The 25,814-nt window shown below is 60.8% G+C and carries 34 protein-coding genes; 7 read left to right on the top strand and 27 right to left on the bottom strand.

Annotation, left to right across the window (positions count from 1 at the left end):
- Window positions 1-2 precede the first annotated feature (2 nt).
- The gene (locus tag C482_RS12625) at window positions 3-638 is read right to left on the bottom strand and encodes an adenylate kinase (RefSeq protein ID WP_006168008.1); all 636 of its coding nucleotides are present in this window, start codon (window positions 636-638) and stop codon (window positions 3-5) included.
- 59 nt (window positions 639-697) lie between these two features.
- On the opposite strand from C482_RS12625, the gene C482_RS12620 reads away from it, so the two are divergent.
- A complete protein-coding gene (locus C482_RS12620) occupies window positions 698-1,240 on the top strand; it encodes a hypothetical protein (protein ID WP_006168007.1) in 543 nt (180 codons plus the stop codon).
- A 97-nt stretch (window positions 1,241-1,337) separates the two neighbouring features.
- On the opposite strand, the gene C482_RS12615 is transcribed toward C482_RS12620, so the two are convergent.
- Window positions 1,338-1,628 (bottom strand): amphi-Trp domain-containing protein, encoded by a 291-nt coding sequence (locus tag C482_RS12615; protein WP_006168006.1) that lies wholly within the window; start codon window positions 1,626-1,628, stop codon window positions 1,338-1,340.
- Between the two features lie 630 nt (window positions 1,629-2,258).
- On the opposite strand from C482_RS12615, the gene coxB reads away from it, so the two are divergent.
- From coxB to C482_RS12590, 6 genes are all read left to right on the top strand, one after another.
- Window positions 2,259-3,305 (top strand): cytochrome c oxidase subunit II, encoded by a 1,047-nt coding sequence (coxB, locus tag C482_RS12610; RefSeq protein WP_006168005.1) that lies wholly within the window; start codon window positions 2,259-2,261, stop codon window positions 3,303-3,305.
- Window positions 3,305-5,785 (top strand): cbb3-type cytochrome c oxidase subunit I, encoded by a 2,481-nt coding sequence (locus C482_RS12605; RefSeq protein ID WP_006168004.1) that lies wholly within the window; start codon window positions 3,305-3,307, stop codon window positions 5,783-5,785. Before coxB ends, C482_RS12605 begins: the two co-directional genes overlap by 1 nt.
- A 158-nt stretch (window positions 5,786-5,943) precedes the next feature.
- Window positions 5,944-6,204 carry a cytochrome C oxidase subunit IV family protein gene (locus C482_RS12600; protein WP_006168003.1) on the top strand — a complete coding sequence of 87 codons (261 nt, stop codon included), beginning with the start codon at window positions 5,944-5,946 and terminating at the stop codon, window positions 6,202-6,204.
- 272 nt (window positions 6,205-6,476) lie between these two features.
- Entirely contained in the window at window positions 6,477-8,654 is a 2,178-nt protein-coding gene (locus C482_RS12595) for a hypothetical protein (RefSeq protein WP_006168002.1), read from the top strand.
- Between the two features lie 69 nt (window positions 8,655-8,723).
- Window positions 8,724-8,861, top strand: a complete 138-nt coding sequence (locus C482_RS21825; protein WP_006168001.1) for a hypothetical protein — start codon at window positions 8,724-8,726, stop codon at window positions 8,859-8,861.
- Window positions 8,862-10,310, top strand: coding sequence for a sodium/proline symporter (locus C482_RS12590; RefSeq protein ID WP_006168000.1), 1,449 nt, complete (start codon window positions 8,862-8,864; stop codon window positions 10,308-10,310).
- A gap of 538 nt (window positions 10,311-10,848) precedes the next feature.
- On the opposite strand, the gene secY is transcribed toward C482_RS12590, so the two are convergent.
- The 25 genes from secY to C482_RS12465 form a co-directional block, all read right to left on the bottom strand.
- The gene (gene secY, locus C482_RS12585) at window positions 10,849-12,339 is read right to left on the bottom strand and encodes a preprotein translocase subunit SecY (RefSeq protein ID WP_006167999.1); all 1,491 of its coding nucleotides are present in this window, start codon (window positions 12,337-12,339) and stop codon (window positions 10,849-10,851) included.
- A 3-nt stretch (window positions 12,340-12,342) separates the two neighbouring features.
- Window positions 12,343-12,858 carry an uL15m family ribosomal protein gene (locus tag C482_RS12580; protein WP_006167998.1) on the bottom strand — a complete coding sequence of 172 codons (516 nt, stop codon included), beginning with the start codon at window positions 12,856-12,858 and terminating at the stop codon, window positions 12,343-12,345.
- A 2-nt stretch (window positions 12,859-12,860) separates the two neighbouring features.
- Window positions 12,861-13,328: a 50S ribosomal protein L30 gene (gene rpmD / locus C482_RS12575; RefSeq protein ID WP_006167997.1), complete on the bottom strand. Its 468-nt coding sequence runs from the start codon at window positions 13,326-13,328 to the stop codon at window positions 12,861-12,863.
- On the bottom strand, window positions 13,325-13,990 hold the full coding sequence (locus C482_RS12570; protein ID WP_006167996.1) for a 30S ribosomal protein S5: 666 nt from the start codon (window positions 13,988-13,990) through the stop codon (window positions 13,325-13,327). The genes rpmD and C482_RS12570 overlap by 4 nt, the downstream gene beginning before the upstream one ends.
- On the bottom strand, window positions 13,987-14,535 hold the full coding sequence (locus C482_RS12565; RefSeq protein ID WP_006167995.1) for a 50S ribosomal protein L18: 549 nt from the start codon (window positions 14,533-14,535) through the stop codon (window positions 13,987-13,989). The genes C482_RS12570 and C482_RS12565 overlap by 4 nt, the downstream gene beginning before the upstream one ends.
- Complete coding sequence (locus C482_RS12560; protein ID WP_006167994.1) at window positions 14,535-14,984, bottom strand: 50S ribosomal protein L19e; 450 nt, start codon at window positions 14,982-14,984, stop codon at window positions 14,535-14,537. Before C482_RS12560 ends, C482_RS12565 begins: the two co-directional genes overlap by 1 nt.
- Window positions 14,977-15,699: a 50S ribosomal protein L32e gene (locus tag C482_RS12555; protein WP_006167993.1), complete on the bottom strand. Its 723-nt coding sequence runs from the start codon at window positions 15,697-15,699 to the stop codon at window positions 14,977-14,979. Before C482_RS12555 ends, C482_RS12560 begins: the two co-directional genes overlap by 8 nt.
- Window positions 15,700-15,702: 3 nt before the next feature.
- Window positions 15,703-16,236, bottom strand: a complete 534-nt coding sequence (locus C482_RS12550; protein WP_006167992.1) for a 50S ribosomal protein L6 — start codon at window positions 16,234-16,236, stop codon at window positions 15,703-15,705.
- 2 nt (window positions 16,237-16,238) lie between these two features.
- The gene (locus tag C482_RS12545) at window positions 16,239-16,631 is read right to left on the bottom strand and encodes a 30S ribosomal protein S8 (RefSeq protein ID WP_006167991.1); all 393 of its coding nucleotides are present in this window, start codon (window positions 16,629-16,631) and stop codon (window positions 16,239-16,241) included.
- 1 nt (window position 16,632) lies between these two features.
- Window positions 16,633-16,845: a 30S ribosomal protein S14 gene (locus C482_RS12540; RefSeq protein WP_004213682.1), complete on the bottom strand. Its 213-nt coding sequence runs from the start codon at window positions 16,843-16,845 to the stop codon at window positions 16,633-16,635.
- Window positions 16,838-17,377, bottom strand: a complete 540-nt coding sequence (locus tag C482_RS12535) for a 50S ribosomal protein L5 (RefSeq protein ID WP_006167990.1) — start codon at window positions 17,375-17,377, stop codon at window positions 16,838-16,840. The genes C482_RS12540 and C482_RS12535 overlap by 8 nt, the downstream gene beginning before the upstream one ends.
- Window positions 17,374-18,072: a 30S ribosomal protein S4e gene (locus C482_RS12530; protein ID WP_006167989.1), complete on the bottom strand. Its 699-nt coding sequence runs from the start codon at window positions 18,070-18,072 to the stop codon at window positions 17,374-17,376. The genes C482_RS12535 and C482_RS12530 overlap by 4 nt, the downstream gene beginning before the upstream one ends.
- On the bottom strand, window positions 18,069-18,446 hold the full coding sequence (gene rplX / locus C482_RS12525) for a 50S ribosomal protein L24 (RefSeq protein ID WP_004213670.1): 378 nt from the start codon (window positions 18,444-18,446) through the stop codon (window positions 18,069-18,071). Before rplX ends, C482_RS12530 begins: the two co-directional genes overlap by 4 nt.
- 8 nt (window positions 18,447-18,454) lie before the next feature.
- Window positions 18,455-18,853 carry a 50S ribosomal protein L14 gene (locus tag C482_RS12520; protein ID WP_004213668.1) on the bottom strand — a complete coding sequence of 133 codons (399 nt, stop codon included), beginning with the start codon at window positions 18,851-18,853 and terminating at the stop codon, window positions 18,455-18,457.
- Window positions 18,853-19,296, bottom strand: coding sequence for a 30S ribosomal protein S17 (locus C482_RS12515; RefSeq protein ID WP_004213667.1), 444 nt, complete (start codon window positions 19,294-19,296; stop codon window positions 18,853-18,855). Before C482_RS12515 ends, C482_RS12520 begins: the two co-directional genes overlap by 1 nt.
- A complete protein-coding gene (locus C482_RS12510; protein WP_006167988.1) occupies window positions 19,287-19,691 on the bottom strand; it encodes a ribonuclease P protein component 1 in 405 nt (134 codons plus the stop codon). Before C482_RS12510 ends, C482_RS12515 begins: the two co-directional genes overlap by 10 nt.
- 71 nt (window positions 19,692-19,762) lie before the next feature.
- Complete coding sequence (gene rpmC / locus C482_RS12505) at window positions 19,763-19,969, bottom strand: 50S ribosomal protein L29 (RefSeq protein ID WP_006167987.1); 207 nt, start codon at window positions 19,967-19,969, stop codon at window positions 19,763-19,765.
- Window positions 19,969-20,958: a 30S ribosomal protein S3 gene (locus C482_RS12500; RefSeq protein ID WP_006167986.1), complete on the bottom strand. Its 990-nt coding sequence runs from the start codon at window positions 20,956-20,958 to the stop codon at window positions 19,969-19,971. The genes rpmC and C482_RS12500 overlap by 1 nt, the downstream gene beginning before the upstream one ends.
- Window positions 20,958-21,455: a 50S ribosomal protein L22 gene (locus tag C482_RS12495; RefSeq protein ID WP_006167985.1), complete on the bottom strand. Its 498-nt coding sequence runs from the start codon at window positions 21,453-21,455 to the stop codon at window positions 20,958-20,960. Before C482_RS12495 ends, C482_RS12500 begins: the two co-directional genes overlap by 1 nt.
- A gap of 7 nt (window positions 21,456-21,462) precedes the next feature.
- On the bottom strand, window positions 21,463-21,888 hold the full coding sequence (locus tag C482_RS12490; RefSeq protein WP_006167984.1) for a 30S ribosomal protein S19: 426 nt from the start codon (window positions 21,886-21,888) through the stop codon (window positions 21,463-21,465).
- Window positions 21,885-22,607: a 50S ribosomal protein L2 gene (locus tag C482_RS12485; protein WP_006167983.1), complete on the bottom strand. Its 723-nt coding sequence runs from the start codon at window positions 22,605-22,607 to the stop codon at window positions 21,885-21,887. The genes C482_RS12490 and C482_RS12485 overlap by 4 nt, the downstream gene beginning before the upstream one ends.
- Before the next feature lie 2 nt (window positions 22,608-22,609).
- Window positions 22,610-22,864, bottom strand: coding sequence for a 50S ribosomal protein L23 (locus tag C482_RS12480; RefSeq protein ID WP_004213654.1), 255 nt, complete (start codon window positions 22,862-22,864; stop codon window positions 22,610-22,612).
- Window positions 22,861-23,613: a 50S ribosomal protein L4 gene (rpl4p, locus tag C482_RS12475; protein ID WP_006167982.1), complete on the bottom strand. Its 753-nt coding sequence runs from the start codon at window positions 23,611-23,613 to the stop codon at window positions 22,861-22,863. The genes C482_RS12480 and rpl4p overlap by 4 nt, the downstream gene beginning before the upstream one ends.
- Window positions 23,614-23,616: 3 nt before the next feature.
- Window positions 23,617-24,639, bottom strand: coding sequence for a 50S ribosomal protein L3 (locus C482_RS12470; protein ID WP_004213651.1), 1,023 nt, complete (start codon window positions 24,637-24,639; stop codon window positions 23,617-23,619).
- A gap of 4 nt (window positions 24,640-24,643) precedes the next feature.
- Window positions 24,644-25,588, bottom strand: a complete 945-nt coding sequence (locus C482_RS12465) for a putative RNA uridine N3 methyltransferase (RefSeq protein ID WP_006167981.1) — start codon at window positions 25,586-25,588, stop codon at window positions 24,644-24,646.
- Between the last annotated feature and the right edge of the window lie 226 nt (window positions 25,589-25,814).

Below are 25,814 nucleotides of genomic sequence, written 5' to 3'. Positions count from 1 at the left end.
GTCTACGTTGCCGATTCGATCGTTTCTTTGGCCGACTCCCAGACCTCGTCAGGTGCCTGTTCGCCGTCGACGCGCTCGAGTGTCCCCTGGTCGTCGTAGTACTCCACAACTGGTTCCGTGTTCTCTCGGTACACGCGGAGCCGTTCACGAACGGTCTCCTCGGTGTCGTCCTCGCGCTGTTCGAGGCGGTCCTCGATTTCAGAATCCTCCGGCGGATTATACTCGACGTGGTAGATTTCACCAGTCTCGGGATCCATTCGACGACCGGTAAGACGGTGGACGAGTTCCTCCTCGCTAACGTCCAGGTAGAGCACAACGTCGAGATCAGTCATGTCCTCGAGTTCCTCTGCCTGCTCCAGATTTCGCGGGTAGCCATCGAGGACGAAGCCGTCGGCTTGCGAGAGCGCCTCGTCGACGATGGCGTTGACGACCTCGTTGGGGACGAGTTCGCCCTGATCCATGTACTCGCCAGGGGTGTCGTACTCCGTGTCCATCTCGGAGATATCCATCTGCTTGTTCGAACGGAGCGCATCACCGGTCGTGACGTGTTCGACGTCGAATTCGTCGGTGATATTTGCACTCTGTGTCCCTTTGCCTGCCCCGGGAGCCCCGAGAATCAAGATTCGTGGCTGTGCCATATCTGCTCGTTCAGCCCCAGCGCATAAAGGCTTAAAGAAACGGGCACATCTACTGCTGTATGACCAGATTCGATGCCGAAGCGCCCGCAGCACGTCGGAAGCTGTACGTCGACGCTATCACGGCACACCGAACGCGTGCGAGCGGGTTCGTCACGTTCGAAGCGGATGAAAGCGTGTTCGACTCGAGTACGACTGATACTGAGACGGCACTCGAGAGCGACGATGCTGGTGACGATGACGGAAGCAGGGCGGGGAGTGAGGGTGTGGGTGAGGGTGAGGATGAGAATGGAAGTGAAAAAGAGGACGAGGAGAACCTGGAAGTAGATCTCGACCCGTCACTTGGTGTTCCGTGGCTGCAGTTCGGCGACGGCACGATCAACCTCGATTGCACTGACCAGGAACTTGACCGGCTGAAACAACTGTTGAACGACTTTCCGGTGTTCAAGATCGAGGAGATTACCCGACCCGAAGATGCTGACGGCGTCAACGTCCACGTCAGCGCAAAAGCAGACCCGAACCGGATCGGGCAGTTCATCGACGCTGTCTTTCAGACGGTGTATGGGTTACCGTCGTCGTTTCGGGTGTGGGTCGTCAAACTCTGATCTGAGCCGAGTTGGTAGTTAGACGGTGCAGTATTCTCGGTAGGCAGCAATCTGTATCTGGTAGGCAGCTGTTCTGTAGACGGATTTCAGTCTCAGATCACTCGATCTGCAACGAACCATCCGTCGAGTCGTCAGTGTCTGCTCCCTTTTTCCACTCGAGTTCGAACTCGATGCTGAGTTCGCCGGGGTCGGATTCGTTCGAGTACTCGTGTTCGGCCTTGATCTCGAACGTTGGATTTGCAGGTGGTGACATAGTGACGGAATCCGAGCCTGCCGAGAGAGTGATATCGTCACCCTGTTCTAGATTGTCGGCTGCGGCGTGCAGGTAGTCAGCGATCTCGTCACGGCTCAACTGTTGTTCGAATTTAAAGAGGACATCCTCTGGCATGTGTGGTGCTTGGAGAGCAACAGTATAGAGAGTTCCGCTCAGATCAATAACCTGAGATAGGTTTGGGGCATGGTTGTGGTTGCGTAGTGACGACAGGTTCTGGTGGCTCGTGGAACAAGCGGTTGCTGGGGCGTCTACAGGCGGAGCAGCCCGAGTGCCTCGGGAGTTTGGGATTGGGGCAGTTACCGTGGTGTGTGGTCGTGCAGTTCTCTGGTGATTTCCTCTCTCGTATACGAGAAATACGAGATTCTCGTTCTCGTATTTGTAGTGGTTCGCGCGCGAGCGTGAATAAACAATGAGACGGGGGGAGCGATATGGATACGACCGCAAACTGATCCGGGCATGCCGAACCTGTTCGCGTTCGTTGCGCTGTGGCGTGTGGACACTCTGGGTTTCTAATGAAAATCGGGCTCTGGCAACGATAGAAAGAAGAGGACAGACTCCAACAGGCAACCCGAGGACCATGTCGACGGGCCCACTACGCTGACGTGATTCGTCGACGGACAGCATTTGGCAAAACCGAGCGCGTCGGCCCGTTTCCAAATAGATAAGTGGTCCCGGAAACCACCGTCCGACATATAGGCGGCTCCAACAGAGGTGAATACGATCTTCAACGCATACATGACTCCGATGCAGGTGCAGACCCGAGTCGATATCTTCGAGGAGATTTTCCTCGTGTTCCTCGGCCTCGGGACGCTCGTCGGTGTCGTCGTGGTCGCGTATACCCTGTACAACGCGTACAAGTATCGTGATAACGGCGACTCGAAGGCCGACGAGGATCTGCCAACGCTCGGAGAACTTCCGACAGGCGGACAGGGCGGTAAGAAGCTATTCCTCTCGTTCGGACTAAGTGCCATCATCGTCATTTCGCTGGTTGTTTGGTCCTACGGGATGCTCCTCGTCGTCGAGGATGGACCGGACACCCCTGACGAAGAGGCACTCGAGGTCGAGGTCGAAGGCTGGGCCTTCGGCTGGGACTTCACATACGAGAACGGTATTGAAACATCCGACACTGATCATGGTCTGGTCGTCCCTGCTGATACACCGATCTGGACAGAGGTGACAGCACGGGATGTCTGGCACACGTTCGGAATCTCAGAGCTTCGCGTAAAGGCTGACGCGATTCCGGGCGAGACTGACGAAACCTGGTTCGTCGCCGAAGAAGATGGTGACTACATGGTCGAGTGCTTCGAGCTGTGTGGCTTTGGTCACTCCGGGATGACCTCCGACGTGGAGGTTCTCTCTGAAGAAGAGTTCGAACAGTGGGTTGACGAACAGCTCACGATGGAGATCACACTCGAAGACGAGAACGAAGAGCGCGTCACTGACGGCTTCGAACTCGAGCTCGTCCACGAGGAGAACGACCAGTTCGAGGAGGACCTCAGCTTCACGTACGCTGACGATGAGTTCGAGAACGGCTCCATCACGATCGGCGAGATCGAACAGGGTGGACCGTACGAACTGACCATCACCTCGACTGACGACGAGTTCGAGACGATCGAGGAGAGTGTCGACTTCACCGGCCCAACTGACGAGACCTACACGGTCGAACTGGGAGCTGAAGACGACGAAACTGATGATGAGGATGAGGAAGCTGACGAAGAAGAGGAAGAAACGAACGACGACGGTGACAGCGACGAAACCGATAACGACGCCGAGGAGGGAGGTGACGAATAATGGCTGATCTCCCACCAATGACGACGGTCAAGCGCTGGCTCGTCACGACGAATCACAAAGACGTCGGGATCCTCTACATCGCCACTGCCATCTTCTTCCTCCTGCTCGGCGGTGCGATGGCGCTTATCTTCCGTATCCAACTCTGGGAGCCGGGCGGGGTCGGTATCCTGACCGGGAACGAGTTCAACCAGGCAGTCACCACACACGGGCTGTTGATGGTGTTCTGGTTCCTCTCACCGATCGCCTCCGGATTCGCGAACTACCTCGTGCCGCTGCAGATCGGTGCCAAGGACCTCGCGTTCCCGCGGATGAACGCCCTGAGTTACTGGTTCTACCTGTTCTCGGGCGTACTGCTGATCATCTCGTTCTTCCAGCAGGGCACCTTCGCCGGCGGGTGGACGATGTACGCGCCACTGAACGTGCCGACGTATACACCCGCGATGGAAGCGACGACGGGTGGCAACGCCGTCATCCTCGGGCTGATGCTGTTCGTGATTTCGATCACGATCGGGACGGTGAACTTCCTCGTAACGATTCATCGCTCCCGTGCGGAGGGGCTCGGCCTCTGGAACATGCCGATGTTCACCTGGTCGTGGCTCCTGACCGTCTGGATGATGCTGTTCGCGTTCGCAGCGCTGCTCGCTGCACTGCTGTTGCTGGTGAGTGACCGTGTCTTACTGACGCAGTACTTCGCGACAGATCAGGGGTCGAGCCTGCTGTGGGCACACCTGTTCTGGTTCTTCGGTCACCCAGAGGTGTACATCGTCTTCTTCCCCGCACTGGGGATTATGTTCGAGACGTTCCAGACGTTCACCGGACGACGCCTCGTCGGCCGCAAGTGGGTCATCATCGCGATGGTCCTCGTGGCCGTCCAGTCGTTCCTCGTCTGGATGCACCACATGTTCCTGACGACTATCAACCTGGAGATCAAGACACTGATGATGGCGACGACCATCGGGATCTCGCTCCCGTTCGACCTGATGGTCTTCGCGTTGATCTACACGATGGTCAAGGGACGCGTGCGATTCACGACCCCGTTCCTGTTCAGCCTCGGTGCGCTCGTGCTGTTCATCCTCGGCGGTATTACCGGGGTCTTCCTCGGTGCCGTCGTGCTGGACTACGAGTTCCGTGGCACCTACTGGGTCGTCGCACACTTCCACTACGTGATGGTCTCCGGTGTGACCGCACTGGTCGCCGGCCTCTACTACTGGTGGCCAAAGATCACCGGAAAGATGTACTCCGAAACGCTGGGCAAGCTCAACTTCGCGGTCTACTTCATCGGGTTCAACATGCTGTACTTCCCGATGTTCCTCGCCTGGGAGACGCCACGACGTGTCTTCCACTTCGCCGAGGGTGCCCAGATCTACCACCGGGTTGCGACCGTCGGGGCGTTCATCCTCGGTCTATCGTTCCTGATCATGATCCTGACGTTCGCAAAGAGCTGGGTCTCCGGTCCCGACGCTCCCGACAACCCGTGGGAGTTCTCCCGAACGGCCGAGTGGGCAGTTCCATCCCCACCGCCGCTCGAGAACTGGGACGGGCGACCGAGCTACGCCAGTGGCCGACTCGAGTTCGTCGAGGATTCGCCGGCTGCGACGGACGGCGGGGTGGCACACGGACAGGGTAACCAAGCCGAGGCCACAATAGAGCACGAAGAGGAACACGCCGACCACGCCAGCATTTGGCCGTTCGGTATCGGTGTCGGGACGTTCGTGTTCTTCCTCGGCCTGTCAGGGCTGACGCCCTACATTGTCGACTTCGCCGAAGGAACGCCAAACCCGCCCGAGGGACTTACTACCGTACCCGAACCGAGCATGCTGTATCCGATTCTGACGGTGCTCGGGATCGGTATCATGGGTGTGACGCTGTACAAATTCGGCATGGAGGACTTCGAAGTGCCGGAGATGAACATCGCAGAGCGCTGGCCGTTCGGCGGTGTCGGCAACACCAAGTTCGGTGTCTGGGTGTTCCTGGCATCTGACGTCGTCGTCTTCGGTGCCATCATCGGTGCGTACATCTTCATGCGTATCCACATGGGCTGGCACGAGTGGACGACCGTGCCCTTTGCCTCCTGGCCAGGTCTGCTCAACACCTACGTGCTGCTCACCTCGAGCTTCACGGTCATCCTCGCGCTCGTGATGGCCGAACGGAAGAACAAGAAGGGGCTGCTCGGTGCCATGACGGCGACGCTCCTGCTCGGACTGACGTTCATGGGTGTGAAGGCCTACGAGTACAGCGTGAAGTTCGCTGACGGCGAGTACTGGTGGTACGGCCTCGAGTACTCGATCTACTACGTCACGACCGGCATGCACGCACTTCACGTGATCCTCGGGCTGTTCATCGCCGTGTTCATGATCTACCGGATCATCAGCGTCGATGCGTATCTGGAGGATCACCGTCCGGTGGAGTTCTTCGGGCTCTACTGGCACTTCGTCGACATCGTGTGGGTCCTGCTGTTCCCACTGTTCTACCTGATGTAGCGCTGTTTCGCTACACAGGGTTCCAATTTTGCGTCTTGATTTGTCACCACAACCAGTGAGCGACGACGCCGACTGTGCGCGAACATAATCGCCACCACACCGGTGCGACGGGCCGCATGAGGAAGGTATAAGTAACCGACGCTCACAATTCTACCCTAATGGCTGACCTTCGAACGTACACCATCATTTACGTCCTGCTGTTGGTACTGGGTACGGGGAAGTTCGTCTTCTTCGAGTTCGACTTTGCGTACTCGGTCGCGATCGGAGGGACGATCCTACTCGCGGTCGCCAAGATCGGACTGATTGCAGCATACTACCAGCACCTGATCGAGGAACCGCGGTCGATCACGTATATGATGGCAACCGCCGTGTTCATGGTGTTCCTGCTCACGATCGCAGCGGGATACTCCATTCAGTAATCGGCACCAGCATAGTATCGGTTGACAACTAGACGGTTCGGTTCTTGATTCTCGGTTCCCTTTTCACTTCCACATCCACTTCCAGTTCTTTTCCTTCCCGCGTCCGCGTTTTGCGCGTCCTTTTCGTGTATCCAGTTGCACTGCTTGGACTGTGATAGCGCCAGCGTACCCACGTGCTCTCAGACAACCCAAAACCAAGCGTGTCAGTCACAACCGCGAACTGTCACATGTAATATCGTATTTTTATAACGTCCGGGTCAGAACTGCAGTATATGACACGACGGCGATTCCAGCGCAACGATCGCGGCTCGGTGAGCCGACGGGAACTCCTCGTCGGCGTCGGCATCGTCGTTCTCGCTGTTGTCGCCGTCCTAAGCCTCGGGTTCACTTACGCCTACGGCGAAAACCCGGCAGAATCGCTGCTCACCGCGGATACGCCGCCGAACATGATCGAGTATGACTCCCCGGAAGCGGCTGCCGACGACATGGGTCAAGCGAACGAGCTCTACCTCCTGGCCGATGACAGCGCCGTGCTCGTCTACGAATCCGATTCGGCCGGTGGAGCAACCCAACTCGGTGCGGACGTCACACAACAGCTTACAGAGCTATTGCGGGGCCTGTCAGGTGGGACCGCAAGCGAACTCGATCCAGGGGGCGAGAGCGCCGATACCGCCGGCAATGCGGAGCCGACGGAGACGACCGCACTGGAATCGTTCGATTTCGATCAGAGTCTTGACCAATTGTTCGCCCAACCCACCAGCAGGGCTGAACTGACACTCGATGTCGACGGCGAATACTCTCCGGACGCGAACGAATTCGACGCCTCGCTCTCGAGTACGATGCCGATCACCGACGTACCGGGACCGGTAGGCGCGGGGTCGACGGAGACAACACGAGCACGGGACGGAACGCCGGTACAGTCCGTTTCGGAGCCGCCGATGTCCGCGGAGACGAGCGGGATGATGGAAACAACGCCCGAAACTGTTACTACGAGCGGGCAGTGGGCCGTCGTTCACGAACGAGCGCCGGAGGGAACAGTCCCGAGTGCAACGCCTGGCGGAAACACGACACCCGCAGCCACCACCGATCTCACGCTCGCCGATGACGGCCTCTCCGACGGGTACCGGCTCTCCGTCAGCCAACTCGAGTACGTCGACACGACTGACGAAGACGTAGATGCGGATTTCCTCTCCGATCGAACAGCACTCTCGAACGCGCTCGAAGCGGAGTACGACGCCATCGCCGCAGCGTTCGACGGCGAAAGCCAGGTCGAACTCAACCACCACGAGTACGAAATCGTGGAGACGGGTGGGGACGAAAGCGAGGGCGAAACAGCACGACTCGAACTCGAGTACGTCGTGACGTACACGGGGATCGATGCGGGAATCGAGGCGATGTTGGCGAGCGAACTGGCGGAGCACTCCCAGGTGTCCGCACAGGATGCATCCGAGATCGCGAGCGCGGTGACGACGCTTGACCTCGAGACGGTTGCAGTGTCGCGAGCGACGACGCAAACGGAGACGGAGACACGGACAGCGGTCGAGTGGGAGATTACGGTCGGGAACTACGAGGAGACGGCGCGGGCGCTGGCGGGTGTGACTGTTCCGGGAGGAGAGAACATGGGAGAGGTTGAGGATGAAGGAGTGGGTGAAAGAGAAACGACCGCGAACGCGACAGACGACACGTCAGCGGCGAACCTGACCGCCGATGAGCGCGTGGAGAAAACGCTGGACGCACAGGCCGCAGCGAACCTCCGGACAACAACCGAGTGGAACGCATCGATCGATATCACCGACGAGCGAGACGCCGATCAGGATCCAGGGCAGACCGCAACAGACACCCCATGGGCGACGATCGACACAACAGTGACGGGCACGACCGACAACTGGAGTGAGTACGTCGAGGAGCGGACGGATCGCGGGTTCGAAGAGCCTGCCGCAGTTTCGTTCTCACTCACTGCAACGGACGTCGACGGGGAACTCGACCTGCACGGCGAATTCGAACTCCTGCAGTCGACAGTCGCAGACCGAACCCTCGGCTTCATCACCGAGTCGCTCGGCCCCGATCCGCTCAGTGGATCAACTGGATCGCAGTTCACGGCGCTTCTCGAAGAGTGGAACCTCGATCTTACCCGAACGAGCATCGAGTTGGGCGATGACACTGTCCGAATCAGTAGTGGCGCAACGGTTGCAGACCTCGGTGCATTGGTCGATCAGGTTGGACCTGCCGAACTCGTTCCGGGCGGAACGGCGGTCGAAGACCAACCAAGTCAAACCTACGTTCACGTCGCCGATCTCGACCTCCCCCCTACGGTTGACCGGGAGTCGCCCGGGCAGGAACTCGAGTCGCTTCCGATTGTCGACCAAGAGACGGTTCTCCATGGAGTGGGGGAGTGGGATAGTGAGGGAGGGGAGATCGCTGTGGAGATGGACGAGAGTGGAGAGTCGTGACTGAACGGCTCGGCAACGGTCGGGGGAGCAGAAACGTTCAAGAGGAATGTATGAACACCACAAACACACATGTTTGGAACTGGCTTACCGACCGGAACAGTACTCGCTGTCGCAGTGATGGCGTTACTGCCGGTTGCAATGTATCTCCTGTATCGGGTTGACAAGCGCCGTGGCGACGGCCACGTGACGATTCTGGGGAGGCGGTAAATGTTCTCGATACAACTTATCTTCGCAATTTACCTGCTGGTACTGCTACTAATCGGGGGCTACTTCTTCGCGACTACAGAGACGAAACGTCTCTCTGATTACATGCTCGGAGGGAGAGAGGTCGGCGTATGGCCTATGGCAATCTCAGACGTCGCGTCGGTCGCCAGTGGCTGGACGTTCTTCGCCTGGGTCGGCATTGGGTACACGACGGGGCTCAGCGGTCTCTGGTTCTCCGTGACGATGATCATCGTCATTGCGTTCATGTACCGCTACGTTGCCTCACCGTTCCGCCGACAATCCGAAGAGTTGGGAAGTCTCACCATCGTCGACCACATCGCCGTCTACTTCGAAGGCGAGCGACTGGGGTCGCTGATCAGACTCGTCGCGACGATCGCTGTCGTCGTGTTCATGGTCTCGTACGTGGGTTCACAGATCATCGCCGTCGGTGAGGCAATGGATACCGGGATCGGCATCGATTACACCTGGGCTGTTCTGGTTGGTGGCCTTATCGTCGGGATATACACTGTTCTCGGCGGGTTCAACGCCTCCATCTGGACCGACGTGTTTCAGGGCGTGTTGATCTTCGTAGCCGCCGTTACGCTCCCAGTTCTCATGGTTCTGGAAATTGGAGGCTGGAACGCCTTCGTTGCCGAAGTGACAGCAACCGATGCCTCGCTGCTCTCGATGACCGCTGGCGAAGCCGGCACGGCGCTGCTCGTCGCCACGCTGGCCTGGATCTCCTTCGCCCTGGGGACGATCGGACAACCCCAGTCGCTGATGCGATTCCAGGCGATCGACTCCGAGCGGATCGTGAGCGCAGCCTCGGTCATCACGGTCACGTTCCAGTCACTACGGCTCACTGTCCCGCTGTTCATCGGTGCAGCGGGTCGTGTCCTCTACGAGGGCCTCGATCCAGCCGAGGCAGAGAACGTTGCGATGATGGCGATCGTCGATCTGTTCCCAACGCTGATCGCTGGCATCTTGCTCGCCGCGATTGTCTCCGCGATCCTCTCGACGTCGGACTCGATGCTGCTTGTCACCTCGGCAGACGTGACGCGATTCTACGAGTCGGCGATCAACCCAGACGCAAGCGAACACGAACTCATCGTCCTCGGCCGCGCCGTCGTCGGCGTCGTCGTCGCGCTGGGCGTCGTCATTGCCTACACACGCCCCGGAACGATCTTCGAAATTATCGAGTTTGCCTACGTCGGGCTCGGCGTGACGTTTGGCATCCCACTGTTGTTCATCCTCTTCTGGGAGCGAACGACACCCGAAGCGGTACTCACCGGACTCCTCGTCGGACTTACCAGCTCGATTGGCAGTCTCTACCTGCTCCCGGAACTCGACCCGATCACGCCGTGGCCAGTGACGATCGGTGCGATGCTCATCGTCTCCTTGCTCACCGCTGATTCGACGCCCACGTCGTCACCGGCCGCAGCCGACGACTGAGCAGGCACTACCAGACCACTTTTTCGACATTGTAGCCATTATTGTACACCGCCACCGCACAGGTTCCCGTGTCCCTTTGTATCGCCTAGACCACACCCCCTGCACCACTACTCCATCCTGCGAACAGCCCTCGTGTCGCTTCGTGACTCGAGTAGCGCTGCACAGAGAGATCCACGACTGAGTGCTCCCGATGGGAGGGACGACACAGGACGGAACTGGAATGGATCCGCCGACCATGGTGGTTTTCGTACGCGAGGTAGCACAGCCAGCACAGATCTGAGGTGTTACAGGGGCAGTGGGCCGCCGTTCTACTGAAGAGAGGGGAACATTGGGTGTAGTGAGACGGTTCTCACAGCACGAGACACGGAGAATGTAGGTGTGAACGGAAGTGTATGTATGCGTCTACGACTGTCATAAAATCGGGCAGTGAATCGTCTCAAGGCCAAACCCGATATATCCGCCGATGCTGCTCGGTACAATGGCGATAGAAGAATACAAGACCGCAAGACCACAAGACGGCGAGACTGCGTAGGGCAGTCTACTCTTTGCCGAACATTTCGCGCATCATCGGATGCATCTCCATCATCTGCTCTTCGGCGATTTCCTCGTAGAGCTTGTAGGTGATGGAGACGGCCAGCAGCAGGCCGGTTCCGGTAACCGCACCGATCGTGCCGAGCATGTTCGCCCAGACGGCGAGCAGGCCGACGAGTGCGCCACCGATGACAGTCACCTGCGGGATGTACCGCTCCATGACCTTCTCAATGACGCCGACGTTCTGTCGGAAGCCGGGAATCTGCATGCCGGAGTTCTGGATCTGCTGGGCGGTCGCTTCGGGGCCCATGTTGGTGGTTTCGACCCAGAAGATGGCGAAGATGGCACCGCCGATGACCATGAACGTCAGGTCGACGCCGATGCGGATCATCACCATCCAGGCTTCCTGGGCAATTTCACCGGTCCACCACATCCAGTCGTCGGGCTCGTAGATCGGTGCCGTGTAGTAGAAGAATCCACCGGTGGGCTGGCCGTCCGAGTAGGCTCCCAGCCACGGCAGCTCTCGGCCGAAGAGCGAGATGACGGTCTGGTCACCGGTCTGGCTGTTGAGGATCCGACCCATGAACTGGATGTTGGCCTGCAGCGCCCGGACGAGGATCATCGGCAGGACGCTCGCGTAGATGAGCTTCACTGGGAAGCGACCGCGAGCACCCTTCACGCGGGCGTGGCTGAGTGGGATCTCCACTCGCACGGACTCCGCGTAGACGACGATTGCGAAGATCAGCAGCGTCGTCAGTAGCGCGATGATCTGCCCGCCGTCACCCATCAACAGGGTGGACAATCCGTCACCAGAGACCAACGAACCGATCTCCATCTGGCCCGTGAGGATCAGGTACCAGTTGTAGAAGAACCCACCCTCGGTGGGTTGGATGAACCCGGTCACGAGACGCTGGCTCACGCCGGCGATGATGAACAGCCCGATACCGCTGCCGACGCCCCATTTGCTGACGACCTCGTCCATGTAGAGGATGAGGACGCCACCGATGAAGATCTGGGTGAACATCAGCAGCTGGATCTGAGTGTGATCGAAGGTGAATCCGCCGAGCGTGAGCGACTGCTGAGCTGGCAGGAAGCCGCCGGCGAACACCATCGGAAGCGCAGTCAGCGCCGTCATCACGATGACGAGCAGTTTCTGCAGTCCCTGGTAGAGGACCTGATCACGCGGGTCGTCCGTGTCGAGACCCAGCAGGTTCGCTCCACCGAGCAACTGCAAGACGATGCTTGCCGTGACGATCGGTCCGATACCGACCTGCAGCAGGGACATGTGCTCGCCCGCGAGGACGGCACGGAACTCCCCGAAGAGGTCGTCTGCCTGCCCGGCTTCAATTCCGAGCAGGGTGATGTTCGTCAGGAAGAAGTACAACATCAGGATGCCGGCCGTCCACGCCAGCTTGCGCTTGAAGGGGACGTGCCCCTCCGGACGGCGCACTGCGGGCATCCGCGTTAAGACCGGTTCAGCGGCTTCCTTCCATCCCATGTGTTACTCCTCGTCCTGTTCGGTGTCGGCGTCTTCAGAGTCGGCGTCAGCTTCCGCCTCGGCTTCAGCCGCTTCCTGTGCACGCTCGGAAAGGACGGCTTCGCCATCGGCAGCCTCGATCTTCTCGCGGGCCGCATCGGAGAAGGCGTCAGCCGTCACTTCGAGTGCGTTCCGGACCTGTCCGGAGCCAAGCACCTTGACAACGTCAACCTCGTGACCATCCTCGACGATATCGCGTGCATCGAGTCGGTAGCCGTCGTCAGTCTCTTCGGCTTCGTCCTCGGCGACGTAGAGGATCGCATCCTCATCCAGCTTCTGGATGTCGATCTCCGCGACGTTCTCGCGGATCCCCTGTGGTCGCTTGAAGCCGTGTTTTCCCTTCGGTTCGTAGTTGTGGAACTCGTGTTTGCTTCGCCCGGCGCGTCCGCGTCCACCACGGTGACCGGCTCCACGTCGATTCTTGTGAGAGCCACCGCTGTGGGTCCGCGATCCACGCTGGCGTCGTTTTTTGCTCGTCATTGTTATCGCATCGATTCTAACAGGACGTTAATTTCCTCGGTTGTATGCTTTCCGAGTTGACCGCCCTCTGCGGTCGGCTTCTTGATCCCGTCGTGACCGCCACGCGGCGGGTGCAGTCGCAGCGTCGGCGACAGTCCCTGCTCGCGAAGCGTCGTCTCCTCCTCGAGGAGCGCCTCAGCGAGCGCACCGAACTCGTCGTAGTCGGTGTTCTCGGCGAGCCACGCCTCGTCCACGTCAGACTGGCGTCCCTCGAGTGGCTCCGCTCGCTTGGCGAGCAGCGTCTCGAGTACCTCGGCGTCAGGCTCCCCGTGGGCAACGAAGTCGTTGACCTTGTTGACCATGCCGACGTAGGCATCGGTCTCGGGAACGAGCGCGCAGTGGTTGTTCTCGTGGATATTGAGCATCTCCAGGGTATCCTGGATATCCTGATTGCGGTTTACCTCACCGCGAACCTGAACGACGGCCTTCATTGGTCAGCCACCTCGGCTTCGTCGCTGTCACTGTCAGCGGCACCGCGAATCTGTGGCTGGCGCGACTGCGAGGCGTTCTCGAGTGCGTTGAACGTCGCCTTCGCGAGGTTCACAGTCGTGCGGGTGTTGCCGTGACTCTTGGTCCAGGCGTTTTCGATGCCGGCGAGTTCGAGGACGGCGTGAACCGTGTCACTCGCAGCGAGTCCGAGCCCTTCGGGGGCTGGGATGACCTCGACCTCGACGGAGCCGGCCTTGCCGGTTGTCTGGCGGGTCATCGAGTGTGGACGGTCCGAACGGTCCTCCCACGAACCGGAGCCACGCGGGACCTTGATTATGTTCAGCTTCGCGATACCGATTGCCTTCTGGATGGCAGACCCGACCTGGTCGTCTCGGCCTTCCGCGTAGCCGACGTAGCCATCGCGGTTGCCGACGGCGACGACACAGCGGAACTTCACGCGTCGTCCGGAGTCGGTCATGCGCTGGACCATGTTGATGTCCAGCACTTCGTCGTCCAGTCCGGGGAGGAGCTGGTCGACGAGTTCGGGCTCCTTGAGCGGGAGTCCGGAGTTGAGGGCGGCCTCCATCGTGTCGATTTCGCCCTCCTGAACCATCCGACCGAGACGGGTAACGGGTTCCCATCCGCTGTCGTTGTAGTTGCTCATTCGAGAATCGCCTCTCGTACCTCGTCGAAGTGTTCTGGCAGTTCTGTTGCGTCGAAGTCACCGCTGTACAGCGGCTCATCGAGCTGTGCTGCGTACTCGGCGATATGCTCGCCACGGGTACGCGACCAGTCTGCGAGCACGCTGTCGTTGTGCGGGATCTCGAGACCAGCGTCGATTGCGCCTTCCTGCACTGCGAACACCTTGTTACCGGGTGTTGCCGTGTTGAGGCCGATGTCGAGGACTGCCTCCTCGACACCGTTCTCGACGGCGCGCTGGCCGGCCAGCAGGCCGGTCAGGTACGCCGCGGAAATGTTACTCGTGGGTGCGTCCCAGCCGTACTCCTCGAGATCACTCGAGTGTGCGCTTGCGAGCGTCTCGTCCCCCTGAGGTCCGGGAACGATCAGCTGCGCCGTAGTGTGCTTGTTGCTCTTGCGGGCAACGAGGCGGGGCTTACCCGATTTCAGCAGGCGCAACCTCTGGTGGTAGTCCGTCCGGACCTCACGGCGACGCCGCATCGGCACTTTGTATCGTGGTCCTGTCGCCATTATTGGTCACCGTAGTTTTCGTCGATGTAGTTCAACAGGTACCGGACGCTGCGGAACTCCCCACCGCCAGCTTTCTTGTAGAGCTCGCGGTACTGCGTGGGCGTCAGTTCGCCCTTGTCGCGGAGTTCGCGCAGTTTCCGTCGCTGTGCGCGGATCTTGTTCTGCCAGTCGTCTTTCTCGTTCTGGCGTGCGCCCTTCTTGCCGCGGCGCTTTCCGGGCCCCTTCTTGTGGCCGTAGGCACGCTTTGCGTTGCGCTCACGTGCGCGGCCGCGGGAATTGCCCTTGGCGTCTTTCGCCTGAATGCGACCGTCCTGGACGAGTTCGCGGATCTCGTCACGGGTGATCGCTTCAGCGATGTCAGCCTGAGACTCAGGGTCGAACCAGACACGATTCTTACCAACGTCGAGGACGTCGGCTGCGAGTCGTTTCTGTGCGGACAGATCAGTCATCGGATTCCACCTCGACCTCTTCGTACGTTGGGTTCAGGACGCGAACGCCCTGGTCCTCGGCGACTTCCTCGATGTGCTCGCGCTTGCGTGCGCCAACGGAGGAGGAGATACGGGCTGCTTCCGTGTCGCCGTCGACTCCTTCGAGGTCGTCGACGTTCTCGACGTAGACTTCCTCGAAGCCGCTCGGGTGCTTGCCCCGAACGGGTTCTGGGGTGCGGTAGCCGGCCTGGACCGTTGGGCCCTTGCCCTTGACGCCCTTGCGCTGCTTCGAGAGCTGGCCGCGTGGGCGACGCCAGGATTCCGGCGTGCGCTTTTTCTTGTGGTAGTCCTGTCGGTTGAACTGCGGCTTGCCTTCGCTCTTGCGGCGCTGGAGTAGCCGTGCCTCCTCGTCGGAAAGCTCCGGCGTCTTCTCGGTCAGGCCGCGAGCCTGCAGTTCGGTTTCGATATCTTCGTCGACTTCCTCATCAGCTTCGTCGACGCCTTCGTCTTCGATCTCGGCCTCGGTCTCCTCGGAGACCTCGAGATCGCCGACGTCAGCCTTGATACGCGCTGCAAGCGCGTTGCCGACGCCGTCGGCTTCTGCCAGTTCGTCCTGGTCGGCTTCCTTGACGTCCTCAATGGACTCGAAGCCGGCCTCACGAAGGGCATCTGCCTTGCTGGCACCGACGCCGCTGATGTCCTCGAGTTCCTGTGGGCTATCGTCTTCGTCTGCCATCTATCAGGCACCTCCTGCGGCGGGTTTTTCGGTGATGTAGACCCCGTCCTGGAAGACGCGGGTGTCCTTGCCCTTGACTTTCGTCAATTGCTCAATGTCTGCCGCCGTCTGGCCGACGTCCTCCTTGTTCGGACCGGAGAGGACGAGGCGTTCGTCGTCGACGGAGACGTTGGTGTCACCGTGGATAGTCGTACGTCGCGCTGCCTTTTCGCCGAGGAAGTTCTCGATGACGACTTCGTCGCCTTCGGCGCGGACCTGCATCGGGAAGTGAGAGTAGAAGACTTCCATCTTGTACTCCCAGCCGGTGGTCACGCCGTGGAAGGCGTTCGAAATGTGGCTCTCGAAGGTGCCGACGGTCGCGTTCGTTTTCGCGTCCTCGGCGTCGCTTTCGATGACCACGGTGTCGTCCTCCACATCGACGGTCACGTCGGGGTACCAGAGGCGGCGGGTAACGCTGCCTTCCGGTCCGTCGACGGTGACGTCGAGGTGGTCGATCTCGACGGTTACGTTGTCGGGGATGTCCAGTTCAACTCGCATGGTTAGTAGACGTATGCGATCACCTGGCCGCCGATCCCCTTCTCGCGAGCCTGGTAGTGGCTCATGATGCCGTCACTCGTCGTGACGACCAGCGCACCGAAGTCTCGAGCCGGGAGGAATCGCTTCTCCCATTTCTCGAAGTCTTCGGCACCGGCGCTGTAGCGGGGCTTGACGGGGCCACACTCGTTGATCGCTCCTTTCAGTTCGACCTCGAACTGACCGGCTTTACCGTCGTCGACGTACTCGAAGCCGTCGATGTACCCGCGGTCGTAGAAGACCTCGAGTACGCTGCCGATCTCGTTCGAGGCGGGTGTTACCTCGTGGGTGAGATGCCCCACGCTCTCGGCGTTGTCGAGTCCCGAGAGCGCGTTGCTGAGTGGATCGTTTCCAGTCATATTATCGATACTTCTTGAATCCCATGTCGCGGGCGATCTCGCGGAAGCACTGGCGACAGAGGTTGATGTCGTACTTGCCGACAAGCCCCTGTTTGCGGCCACAGCGCTGACAGGCCGCTTCCTGTCCGGTGCGCTTTGCGGCGTGCTCTCCGGTGCGGTCGCCTGCGTCAGTCGCTTCCGATTCGGTTTCCGGTCCCTGTTCGCTTTCACTCATCGTCGTCCTCCGTGGAGACGTCTACGTCGAAGTTCGCCTCGAGGAACGCAATTGCGTCCTCGGGGGTGAGTCGGTGACCCGACGGGATCGAACGGCTTGCCTTGTCGCGCTTGGCGACGCGGTAGCCTGGGCGGACCAGGTTGACGGTAACGTCCATGCCGTAGATCCCGACGTTTGGGTCGTACTCCTGGCTCGGGAACTCGGTGTGTTCCTCGACGCCGAAGCTGAAGTTGCCCGTATCATCGAACTGCGTCGCGGACAGTGTCGCGAGCGGCAGTGCCTTCTCGAGGAAGTCGTACGCGTCGGTCCCCCGAAGGGTGACCTTCGTACCGATCGGGTCGCCCTGACGGATACCGAAGTCAGGCTCGGTCCGCTTTGCCTGCGTGCGGACACTCTGCTGTTCGGTGACTTCTTCGATGATGTCTTCTGCCTTGCCGAGTTCGCGACCACCCTGACCGACGCCCATGTGGACGACGACCTTCTCGACGCGCGGTTCGCGCATCTCGTGGAATCCGCTGTCGGCTTCGCTCATTCATCATCACCCGTGAAGTTCTCGTCGATGACAACGACGTACTCCTCGACGGTCTCGAACGCACCGTCGTCCGTTTCTACGGTGACGATGTTCGAACCGCTGCTCTGGGTGACCTCGATCTCTGCGATCTCGCCGATCTTGCCGCCGTGGTTGCCACGGACGGCCGTCACGAGCGCGCCCTCTTCGTACGGGAAGTGGGCAGCAATCGACTTGTCGTCGTTGTCGACGACGATCGAGTCCTTGGCACTGTAGTCGTCCTCGTCGATGAGGACGTTCGTTCCGTCGTGCAGCGTCAGCTGAGTGTCGCCACCCGGGATCTGCTGCTTGCCCGCGATCTTGCCGAGGCGGCTGTCTGCCGATTCGGCGTCGATCTCGGTCAGTGCGAGGCGGCCTCCCTCGTCGGGGAAGACACGATAGAACTCCTCGCGACCGGGGAACGCAATGATGTCGAAGATACCGATCGGACGCTGTTCGTCGTTGATCGGTTCGCCGTTGACGAGGATCGAATCCTCGGACAGCGCGTATCGGGCTTCCTTCTTCGAGTCCACGTAGCCGAGTACGTCCCGCAGGAGGACGACGAGGGGAACACCCTCTTCGCCGTGGGGACCAGCGCCGGCCTTGACCGTGAAGACGTCAGTCTTGCGCTCGACCGGCCAGGACTTCGGTACTGACAGTCGTTTCTGGTGTTTCGTCATTCACTATCACCTTCTGCGTCGTCTGCATCGCCTTCGAGGCGTGCTTCACGACGCTCGTCTTCGAGGTCGAGTTCGGTGATGCGAACGTTCGATGGGTCGAGCGGCCGTGGCACCTCTTCGCCGTCTGCCGTCTCGACCGTGACCTCCTCGACGTGGATGGTGCCGTCTTCGAGGATCGCTCGAAGCACTTCACCTTCCTCGCCAGCGTGGTCACCGCGCATAACCTCGACCATGTCCCCCGCGTTGACGCGGGTTCGACGAGTGTCGTACTCCTCGCGGAGTTCGTCGGAGAGCGTCGCGTGAAGCTGCTTCTGTCGCTTGTGCAGCGGCGCACGCTCCGTCTGGGTTCGCTGTTTGTGTGGTTGTTTGCTCATAACTATTCTTAGACGATCATCGTCGCGGTAGATGCGATTGCTCCGAAGCGCTCTGCGACTTCGCGGGCGATCGGCCCCTTGATCTCCGTACCGCGGGGCTCTTCGTTCTCGTCGATGATGACCGCCGCGTTGTCCTCGAACTTCAGGCGCGTGCCGTCCGGTCGGCGGATCGATTTCCGCTGGCGGACGATGACGGCCTCGAGAACCTGGCGGCGCATCTCTGGGGTACCCTTGGTCACGGAGACCGTAACCTTGTCACCGAGTCCCGCCTTCGGCTGGCGGTTCTTGGTGCCGTGGTAGCCCGAGACGCTGATGACCTTCAGCTCACGTGCGCCGGTGTTGTCGGCACACGTCACGAGCGAGCCCTTCTTGAGTCCCTGGGTGACGTCGGCTTTCATTGCCTCCATCAGGCATCACCTTCGTCCTCAGCGTCCTCACCGCCGAGATCATCGGCGGACAGCTGTGGGTCCGGCTCGCTCTCGCCGGTCAGCGCTGCCACGTCCTCGGCAGTCGCTTCCTGAGTTACTTCGACGACCACGTGCGATTTCGTCTTCGACAGTGGTCGGGTCTCTGCGATCTTGACCGTGTCACCGACCGAGAGCGGCTCGAGCACGCCTGGCACGTGTGCCGGAATGCGCGAGCGTCGCTTCATGTAGCGGTCGTACTTCGGAACCGCTACATCGTACTCTCGTTCGACGACTACGGTCTTGTCCATGTCCGTCGAGACGACCTGTCCTTCGAGGATCTGACCTCGAACGGAGAGCTCGCCGTAGAACGGACACTTCTCGTAGTCGTATTCCTCCGGGTTTGCTGGTTCCGGAGGGGTTTCAACGTCTAGTCCTATTGCCATGGTGAGTCACCACTTGTTTCCGTGCGTCGGGCGGGTCGTGAGAGCAGCCGCGATCCATCGACCGTAACGTAGGCCACGCCCTCGCCAGCTCGGTCTGCGACATCCGATTGCTCGGTCTCCGCAGGTTGAGTGTCGGCCAGTTTGGACGTGGTCCCCGACTCCTTCCCGGAGTCGGCGGCTTCATCTGTGATCGCGAACTCGAATACCGAGCCCGACTTTGGCACCATGACGACCCGAGACTCGCCGTTGCGTCGAACTTCTATCGAGAGGGTGTTGGTCGTCTCGATGACGACCCGCCCCTCGAGTCCCTCGCGGGCGTCGTCGTCACTCTCGACGACGCGGACCGGCAGTCCGTTGAGTTCGTGTCGCGGCAGTGTCTCGGGTGTCAGTGCCATTGTAATCTCTCTCTGTTATTCGTCGTCGAGGTCGCCTTCCTCACGGGCTGCGCCCGTTCGGATACTCGATCTCATTCGAGATCGCCCTCTTCACGCTGGACCGTCTTGATCCGCGCGATCGTCCGACCGAGTTCACCGATTCGGCCAGGATTCTCCGGCGCACCACCGGCGGCGAGGACGGACTTCTGGTTCAGCAGTTCCGTCTCGAGTTCCTCGAGTTCCTCCTCGCGTTCGGCTGGCGTCATGTCGCGGATTTCTTCGACGTGGAGAATTGCCATCAGGCGTCACCTCCCTCGTCGTCAGCGTCAGCGTCGGCGTCGGCGTCAGCGTCCGCTTCCATCTCCTCGACAAGTTCCTCAGCCTCTGCTTCGACGTCCTCCTCGAGTTCCTCGAGGTCTTCGTCGTCAGCGTCAGCATCGGCGTCAGCGTCGGCGTCGTCATCTGCATCGGAGTCGTCATCGTCAGCCGCAACTTCCTCTTCGATGACTTCTTCGACGACTTCCTCGTCGAGTTCCGCTTCGTCGTCCGCTGCGGTCTCGACAGTCTCGTCGGCTGCAGCTTCGACGCCATCGTCGGCTGCCTCGGCCTCCTCGGGTTCGCCCTCGAGAAGCTCCTCGACACCTTCGGCCTCGTTGGCCTCGACGGCTTCGGGGACGAGCTCTTCCGGATCCATGTCCTCGTGAATCTGGAAATCGTCTGGCAGCTCGGCGTTCGGCGGGATAATCTTCACCGTAACACCGATCGTACCAAGCTTCATGACGGCCGTTCCCTGGCCCTCGTCGACGATTTCCTCTGCAGGCTCGCCGTTGTGCTTGATGTAGCCACGGTTGAACTTCTCCACGCGCGAGCGTGCACCCGTGACCTTTCCGGAGAGGACGATCTCTGCGCCGAGCGCACCGGCTTCCATGATCCGGTCGATCGTCGTGTGACCGGCCTTTCGGAAGTACCAACCGCGCTCGAGTGCGTTCGCGAGACGGTCCGCAACGATGCGTGCGTTCAGGTCAGGTTCGTCGACCTCCTGCACGTCGATCTGTGGGTCCTCGAGATTGAACTTCTCCTCGAGTGCGGTCGTCACTTTCCGGATGTTCTCGCCACCTTTGCCGATGACCATCCCGGGCTTCTCTGCCTTGAGGACGATCTGGGTTCCCATCGGCGTCTTGGCGACGTCCATGCCACCGTAGCCAGCGCGGCCGAGTTCTTCCTGGAAGAACTCGTCAATCTGGGACCGCTGCAGGCCGTTTTCGATGAACTGGTGTTCGTCAGCCATTAGTTGTCACCCTCCGCGTCCTCAGTATCCTCGGCAGTCTCGTCGACATCTTCGACGACGATCTCGACGTCGACCTGCGGCGTGTTCCACGCCGAGGCACGCCCCATCGCACGGGGCTTGCGACCGACCGATTCGCCGACCTTGTGGGCGGCGACGTGTGCGATCTCCATGGATTCACCGTCGAATCCCTGGCTGTCGGCGTTGGCTGCAACGTTCTCGAGCAGGTCGAGGAAGGCCTCCGAGGCCTTCTCTGGGTACTTACCCGCGTCCCAGCCTTCGATGTCAGATCGGTGGCCGGCACCAGTGTTGTGCGACTTGAACGGTACCGACTGCTTCTCGTCGATGACGTCCTGGAGGTACGCCTGCGCGTTGCCGACGGTTCGGCCCTTGAGTTCGCGGGCGATCTCCTTGCTGTGCTTGTGGCTCATGTGACGCTCCCGAAGCATCGCTTTCGCGGTCGTGTTCGGGTCCGCGTCGACTGAGTAGTTGATTCCCATGCGTGGATCACTTCAGTGGGACGAACTTCGACGAGCGAGTTGCACCAATCCCTGCCTGTCCGTGTTCGACGGAATTTCGGGTGAGCTGGAACTCGCCGAGATAGTGTCCGATCATCTCGGGCTCGACGCGAACGCGCTCGAAGGACTGGCCGTTGTAGACCTCGAAGGTCAGCCCGACGAACTCCGGCAGCACCGGCATGTCGCGCAGGTGCGTTCGGATCGGCGCGTTTGCCGTCTCCTGCTCGTCTTTACCGCGGGCCTTCTCCAGCAGCTTCTGCTTCTCGACAGAGAGACCGCGCGTGATACTTCGCCGCTTGCGTGCGGGCAGCAGTTCCGCAACCTCTTCGAGCTCCAGATCCTGCAGCTCGTCGAGCGTGTGACCGCGGTAGGTGAACTCCTCACCCTCACGGCCGGTTCGGTACTCCTGACTCATTTGTTTCCACCTCGTCCGGTACGGCGCGAGGAGATGTCACCGACCTTCCGTCCTGGCGGGGCATCCCGCGAGACGGACTTCGGTTTGCCGGGGTGCTGGCGGCCGCCACCACCGAATGGGTGGTCGACGGCGTTCATCGCAACACCACGGACGCGAGGCCACTTCGTGCCTCGGGCCTTCATTTTGTGGTACTTGTTCCCTGCCTTGACCATCGGCTTCTCCGTGCGACCGCCACCGGCGACGACGCCGATGGTTGCACGACACTGCGGATCGAGGCGCTTGACCTCGCCGCTTGGGAGCTGGATGACCGCAGCGTTGCGGTCGTGGGTGATCAGGTCCGCGTTGACACCCGACGAACGGGCGAACTTACCGCCGTCGCCCGGGTTGGCCTCGACGTTACAGACCGGGACACCCTCCGGAATCTCTGCGAGTGGGAGCGTGTTACCAGCCTTGATCTCGGCCGAAACACCAACCTGCAGCTCCTCGCCAGCCGAGATACCCTCGGGGGCGAGCACGAGCCGCTGGTCGCCGTCTTCGAACTCGACGGCGGCGACGGGTGCAGAGCGGGCGGGGTCGTGTTCGATGTCCACGACAGTCCCGCGAATCACGTCGTCGTCTTCCTCTTTCTTGTGGTCGAGCTTCGCCTTGTATCGGTGCGACGGGGCACGGAACGTTGGGGTACCGCGACCACGTCGTTGTCCGAGAATGCGGCGTCCCATTGTTAGAACACCCCAATTCGCGAGGCGACTTCCTGGGCGTCGTCATCCTCGGCGAGTTTGACGATTGCCTTTTTCTTGCCCTTCATCGTTACCTGTGTGTTAATGTCCGTGACCGAGACCTCGAAGCGCTCTTCGACTTCGTCGCGGATCTCGGGCTTGGTGGCGTCGGGGTTGACGACAAACTGGAGCTTGTTCTCGAAGTCCATGTCGTTCATCGCCTTCTCCGTCACGAGCGGGTGTTCGATCAGTGTGCTCATCGGTCTGCCACCTCCTCGAGTGCGCTTTCGGTCCAGACGGTCAGTCGACCTGGCTGTGCGCCAGGTGCGAGATCTTCCGCGTTGACCTCGGCGGCCGTCGCGACGTCTGCGCCAGCGAGGTTCCGGGCCGCACGGGACGGGCCGGTCTCGCTCGACGTGACGAAGAGGATCGACGTCGGCGTCTTGTACTTCCGGCCACGGGCTTTCCCCTGTCCGGCGCGGACGCTTCGACCTTCGTCTGCGCGCTCGATGTCGGCGTCGAGGCCTGCTGCCTCGAGGAACTCGACAACCTCCTGCGTCTTGTGGAGGTCTTCGAACTCGTCGGAGACGACGACCGGAATCTCGGCGTCGTCATCGAACGCGTGACCGCGCTCGGCGACGATTTCGGCGTCGGTCGTCGCAGCGATAGCGCTGCGAACGGCCAGTTTCTTCTCTTTCGTGTTGATCGATTCAGACCAGTCCTTCTCGGCCTTCGGCGGGTGTGCCTTACGACCCTTGACAGCCTGCGGGACACGTCGTGCGCGTCCGTCCTGTCGTGGGACGTGGGCCATGCCGCGGCCGCTGCCGAACGATTCGGCCGGCGTTCGCTTGCCGGCGAACTCGTCGGCACCGTAGTCCTGTTTGCGGTTTGCCTGGGCGACGCGAACGGCGCGGGCGATCAGGTCCGGGCGGTACTGCGTGTCGAAGACCGCCGGGAGGTCGACCGAACCCGCGTCGGAGCCGTCCAGGTCTCGTACTGTTGCTTCCATGTGTTATCCCTGGTTAGATGCGGTGGAGACGTAGCGAACCTCGGGATCGAGGCGTGGCTGGTCTCCAGGTCGGATCGCCGGGCGGAAGCGCACGAGGCGCTTGTTCGGCCCGGGGAGCGAGCCCTTGATCAGCACGTGCGGTCCGTCGACTTCGCCGTAGTTGACGAAGCCGCCGTCGACCGTCGCGTCGGCACCGTCGCCGATGTCGACGAGGCGCTTGTTCAGTTCCGTCCGCTGGTGGTAGCCGGTCTGTCCCTGCTGTGGGACCGTCGACCGGACTCGGGACGGGTTCCAGGGGCCAAGGTTGCCAATGCGGCGGCGCCATCCCTGCCGGGCGTGCTTGCCCTTGCGCTTCTGGACGCCCCAGCGTTTGACGGGACCCTGGGTCCCCTTTCCTTTGGTGACACCGCTGGCGTCGACGTACTCGCCGGCGCGGAACACGTCGTTCATGACGTGCTCGCCACCGTCTTCCTCGACCAGTTCGAGGGCGTAGTCGACGCGCTCCTCAACAGAGCCGCCGCCGACGCGCGTCTCCATCACGTCCGGTTTCTTCTTCGGCATCGAGGGAACGTCCCCCGGAACCGTATGCGTGATGACGCGAACGTCGTCGACGCGTCCCTCCTCGAGGAGTCCGCGGAGCTCGTCCGCGGCAGCGTCGGTGTCATAGTCGTCACCGGGAAGGTCGAGGACGCGGTCGAGTTCAGGAACGAACTCGTCGGTCCAGACTTCGGTGACCGGTTGCTTACCGTATGGCGTGTCTTCGTACGCACGCAGGGCGACGGCGCGCATTGGCGGCGTCTCCACGATCGTGACGGGAACGGTCTGTTCCATTCCCTCGGTCGGCGAGTTCGACTTGTCGTCGACCATCACAACGTGGGTCATGCCGGCCTTGTAGCCCGCGAAGCCCTGGAGCGTCGGCTGTCCGTCGTCGTCCGGCCACGAGTTAAAGCGCGGAACCTCCGAGGAGGCGCGCTGTCGTGGGCCGAACCCGAGTGAGCCTTTGCGTGGTGCGTTTGGTTGTGGCATTCTATCACTCTCTGAGTGAGAGGGGAGCGAGCGTGGCGAACAGAGCTTCTTCCGTTCGCACGACGTCGCTTCCCTGGTCTGGAACCGTGTTCAGCCAGAGGTCGAACCCTCCTGGATCGGCTGCATCGGTCTCTGCAGCGACAGTATCGTCGTCGCCGGCTGCCGATGTGGGTTCGACTCCGTCTTCGTCCTCGGCAAGCCACGATGGCCATGCCGACAACGACTCGACGGTGGTATCCTCGAGTTCGAGGATGGCAGGCAGCCCTCTTTCGGGCGCACCGAACGCGATTGTGTATCCGTCGCGGGTAGTATCGCGTTCTGTGTGTCCGGCCAGCGTTCCGAGCCGCCCGACGGTGAGTTCTGCACCGAATCGGGAAGCCGCAATTCGAACGCCGGCGTCCTCACGGCTGAGAGCCGCCTGAAGGTCCGTCCGCTCGACGGTAAGCCCCGGGAGGGGCTCGTCGACGAGTTTCGCCCGGACCGGTCGTCGCGAAGAGATCCTGATAGTCACGCGCTCTCCCACGGAGACCGCCATTTTCGGCGGTACGTTGAGGGAGATCGGGTGTTGCAAGCCGCAATTGACCCGCACGCGTTGATCAGGTCCGACCTCGGTCACGATCCCTTGTCTTAACGACCCCGAACCGTCTGATTCGGAGCCGGTCTGTGACGTGGCGCGGAGCGGGGGCAGTACGCCCACATACTCCAGTTCGTCGCGCATCCCCCATGCCTCGTTGCGGAGGTAGGGGGGCGTTGCGGCGTATCGCAAGACGGTGCTTACGAATTCGTCGCCGAATCGCCCCGTGTCGCCTGCCCGGTCTGGGTAGACGATGAGGCGGTCAACACGGAAGATTGTCGCCGCGCGGGCGACGTATCCGAGCTTGCGAGTTGCCTCGCGTTTGTCCTCGGCCTCCCGAGTGAGCGACGACGGCACGAGTACGCTGACGGTCATGCCGTGACGCTTCGGCACCGCGTCACTAGACTGTAGCGATGTGTTGCGCTCAGGGTCTTAAAAGAATAGCGGATTCGATTGCGGCTGTGAACCCCTCACAGGCCAAAATTCGTACTATTTCACACCATAACTGATCAGGAGGAAACGGACTTAAGGAGTACCGTTCGCGGTAGTTGACTAGTCAAGGGAAGAATATTTCAATTTCGGTGACTATACCAGGCAACAT

Origin of the sequence: Natrialba chahannaoensis JCM 10990 (assembly GCF_000337135.1) — an archaeon.
GTDB lineage: Archaea > Halobacteriota > Halobacteria > Halobacteriales > Natrialbaceae > Natrialba > Natrialba chahannaoensis.
This window is presented reverse-complemented; position numbering and strand designations above follow the sequence as displayed.

Bases quoted from the DNA above. Each gene is read 5' to 3' on its own strand.
- coxB (WP_006168005.1), top strand. From the start codon at position 2,259: ATGCAGGTGCAGACCCGAGTCGATATCTTCGAGGAGATTTTCCTCGTG.
- C482_RS12605 (WP_006168004.1), top strand. From the start codon at position 3,305: ATGGCTGATCTCCCACCAATGACGACGGTCAAGCGCTGGCTCGTCACG.
- C482_RS12615 (WP_006168006.1), bottom strand. From the start codon at position 1,628: ATGCCAGAGGATGTCCTCTTTAAATTCGAACAACAGTTGAGCCGTGAC.
- C482_RS12545 (WP_006167991.1), bottom strand. From the start codon at position 16,631: ATGACTGGAAACGATCCACTCAGCAACGCGCTCTCGGGACTCGACAAC.
- rpmD (WP_006167997.1), bottom strand. From the start codon at position 13,328: ATGAAGGCCGTCGTTCAGGTTCGCGGTGAGGTAAACCGCAATCAGGAT.
- C482_RS12495 (WP_006167985.1), bottom strand. From the start codon at position 21,455: ATGGGAATCAACTACTCAGTCGACGCGGACCCGAACACGACCGCGAAA.
- rplX (WP_004213670.1), bottom strand. From the start codon at position 18,446: ATGAGCAAACAACCACACAAACAGCGAACCCAGACGGAGCGTGCGCCG.
- C482_RS12595 (WP_006168002.1), top strand. From the start codon at position 6,477: ATGACACGACGGCGATTCCAGCGCAACGATCGCGGCTCGGTGAGCCGA.
- C482_RS12490 (WP_006167984.1), bottom strand. From the start codon at position 21,888: ATGAGTCAGGAGTACCGAACCGGCCGTGAGGGTGAGGAGTTCACCTAC.
- secY (WP_006167999.1), bottom strand. From the start codon at position 12,339: ATGGGATGGAAGGAAGCCGCTGAACCGGTCTTAACGCGGATGCCCGCA.
- C482_RS12530 (WP_006167989.1), bottom strand. From the start codon at position 18,072: ATGACGAAACACCAGAAACGACTGTCAGTACCGAAGTCCTGGCCGGTC.
- C482_RS21825 (WP_006168001.1), top strand. From the start codon at position 8,724: ATGTTTGGAACTGGCTTACCGACCGGAACAGTACTCGCTGTCGCAGTG.
- C482_RS12625 (WP_006168008.1), bottom strand. From the start codon at position 638: ATGGCACAGCCACGAATCTTGATTCTCGGGGCTCCCGGGGCAGGCAAA.
- C482_RS12580 (WP_006167998.1), bottom strand. From the start codon at position 12,858: ATGACGAGCAAAAAACGACGCCAGCGTGGATCGCGGACCCACAGCGGT.
- C482_RS12555 (WP_006167993.1), bottom strand. From the start codon at position 15,699: ATGGCAGACGAAGACGATAGCCCACAGGAACTCGAGGACATCAGCGGC.
- C482_RS12620 (WP_006168007.1), top strand. From the start codon at position 698: ATGACCAGATTCGATGCCGAAGCGCCCGCAGCACGTCGGAAGCTGTAC.
- C482_RS12515 (WP_004213667.1), bottom strand. From the start codon at position 19,296: ATGGCAATAGGACTAGACGTTGAAACCCCTCCGGAACCAGCAAACCCG.
- rpmC (WP_006167987.1), bottom strand. From the start codon at position 19,969: ATGGCAATTCTCCACGTCGAAGAAATCCGCGACATGACGCCAGCCGAA.
- C482_RS12480 (WP_004213654.1), bottom strand. From the start codon at position 22,864: ATGAGCACACTGATCGAACACCCGCTCGTGACGGAGAAGGCGATGAAC.
- C482_RS12540 (WP_004213682.1), bottom strand. From the start codon at position 16,845: ATGAGTGAAAGCGAACAGGGACCGGAAACCGAATCGGAAGCGACTGAC.
- C482_RS12560 (WP_006167994.1), bottom strand. From the start codon at position 14,984: ATGACTGATCTGTCCGCACAGAAACGACTCGCAGCCGACGTCCTCGAC.
- C482_RS12590 (WP_006168000.1), top strand. From the start codon at position 8,862: ATGTTCTCGATACAACTTATCTTCGCAATTTACCTGCTGGTACTGCTA.
- C482_RS12520 (WP_004213668.1), bottom strand. From the start codon at position 18,853: ATGGAGGCAATGAAAGCCGACGTCACCCAGGGACTCAAGAAGGGCTCG.
- C482_RS12565 (WP_006167995.1), bottom strand. From the start codon at position 14,535: ATGGCGACAGGACCACGATACAAAGTGCCGATGCGGCGTCGCCGTGAG.
- C482_RS12510 (WP_006167988.1), bottom strand. From the start codon at position 19,691: ATGGCACTGACACCCGAGACACTGCCGCGACACGAACTCAACGGACTG.
- C482_RS12600 (WP_006168003.1), top strand. From the start codon at position 5,944: ATGGCTGACCTTCGAACGTACACCATCATTTACGTCCTGCTGTTGGTA.
- C482_RS12485 (WP_006167983.1), bottom strand. From the start codon at position 22,607: ATGGGACGCCGCATTCTCGGACAACGACGTGGTCGCGGTACCCCAACG.
- C482_RS12535 (WP_006167990.1), bottom strand. From the start codon at position 17,377: ATGAGCGAAGCCGACAGCGGATTCCACGAGATGCGCGAACCGCGCGTC.
- rpl4p (WP_006167982.1), bottom strand. From the start codon at position 23,613: ATGGAAGCAACAGTACGAGACCTGGACGGCTCCGACGCGGGTTCGGTC.
- C482_RS12470 (WP_004213651.1), bottom strand. From the start codon at position 24,639: ATGCCACAACCAAACGCACCACGCAAAGGCTCACTCGGGTTCGGCCCA.
- C482_RS12500 (WP_006167986.1), bottom strand. From the start codon at position 20,958: ATGGCTGACGAACACCAGTTCATCGAAAACGGCCTGCAGCGGTCCCAG.
- C482_RS12550 (WP_006167992.1), bottom strand. From the start codon at position 16,236: ATGCGAGTTGAACTGGACATCCCCGACAACGTAACCGTCGAGATCGAC.
- C482_RS12465 (WP_006167981.1), bottom strand. From the start codon at position 25,588: ATGACCGTCAGCGTACTCGTGCCGTCGTCGCTCACTCGGGAGGCCGAG.
- C482_RS12570 (WP_006167996.1), bottom strand. From the start codon at position 13,990: ATGAGCAACTACAACGACAGCGGATGGGAACCCGTTACCCGTCTCGGT.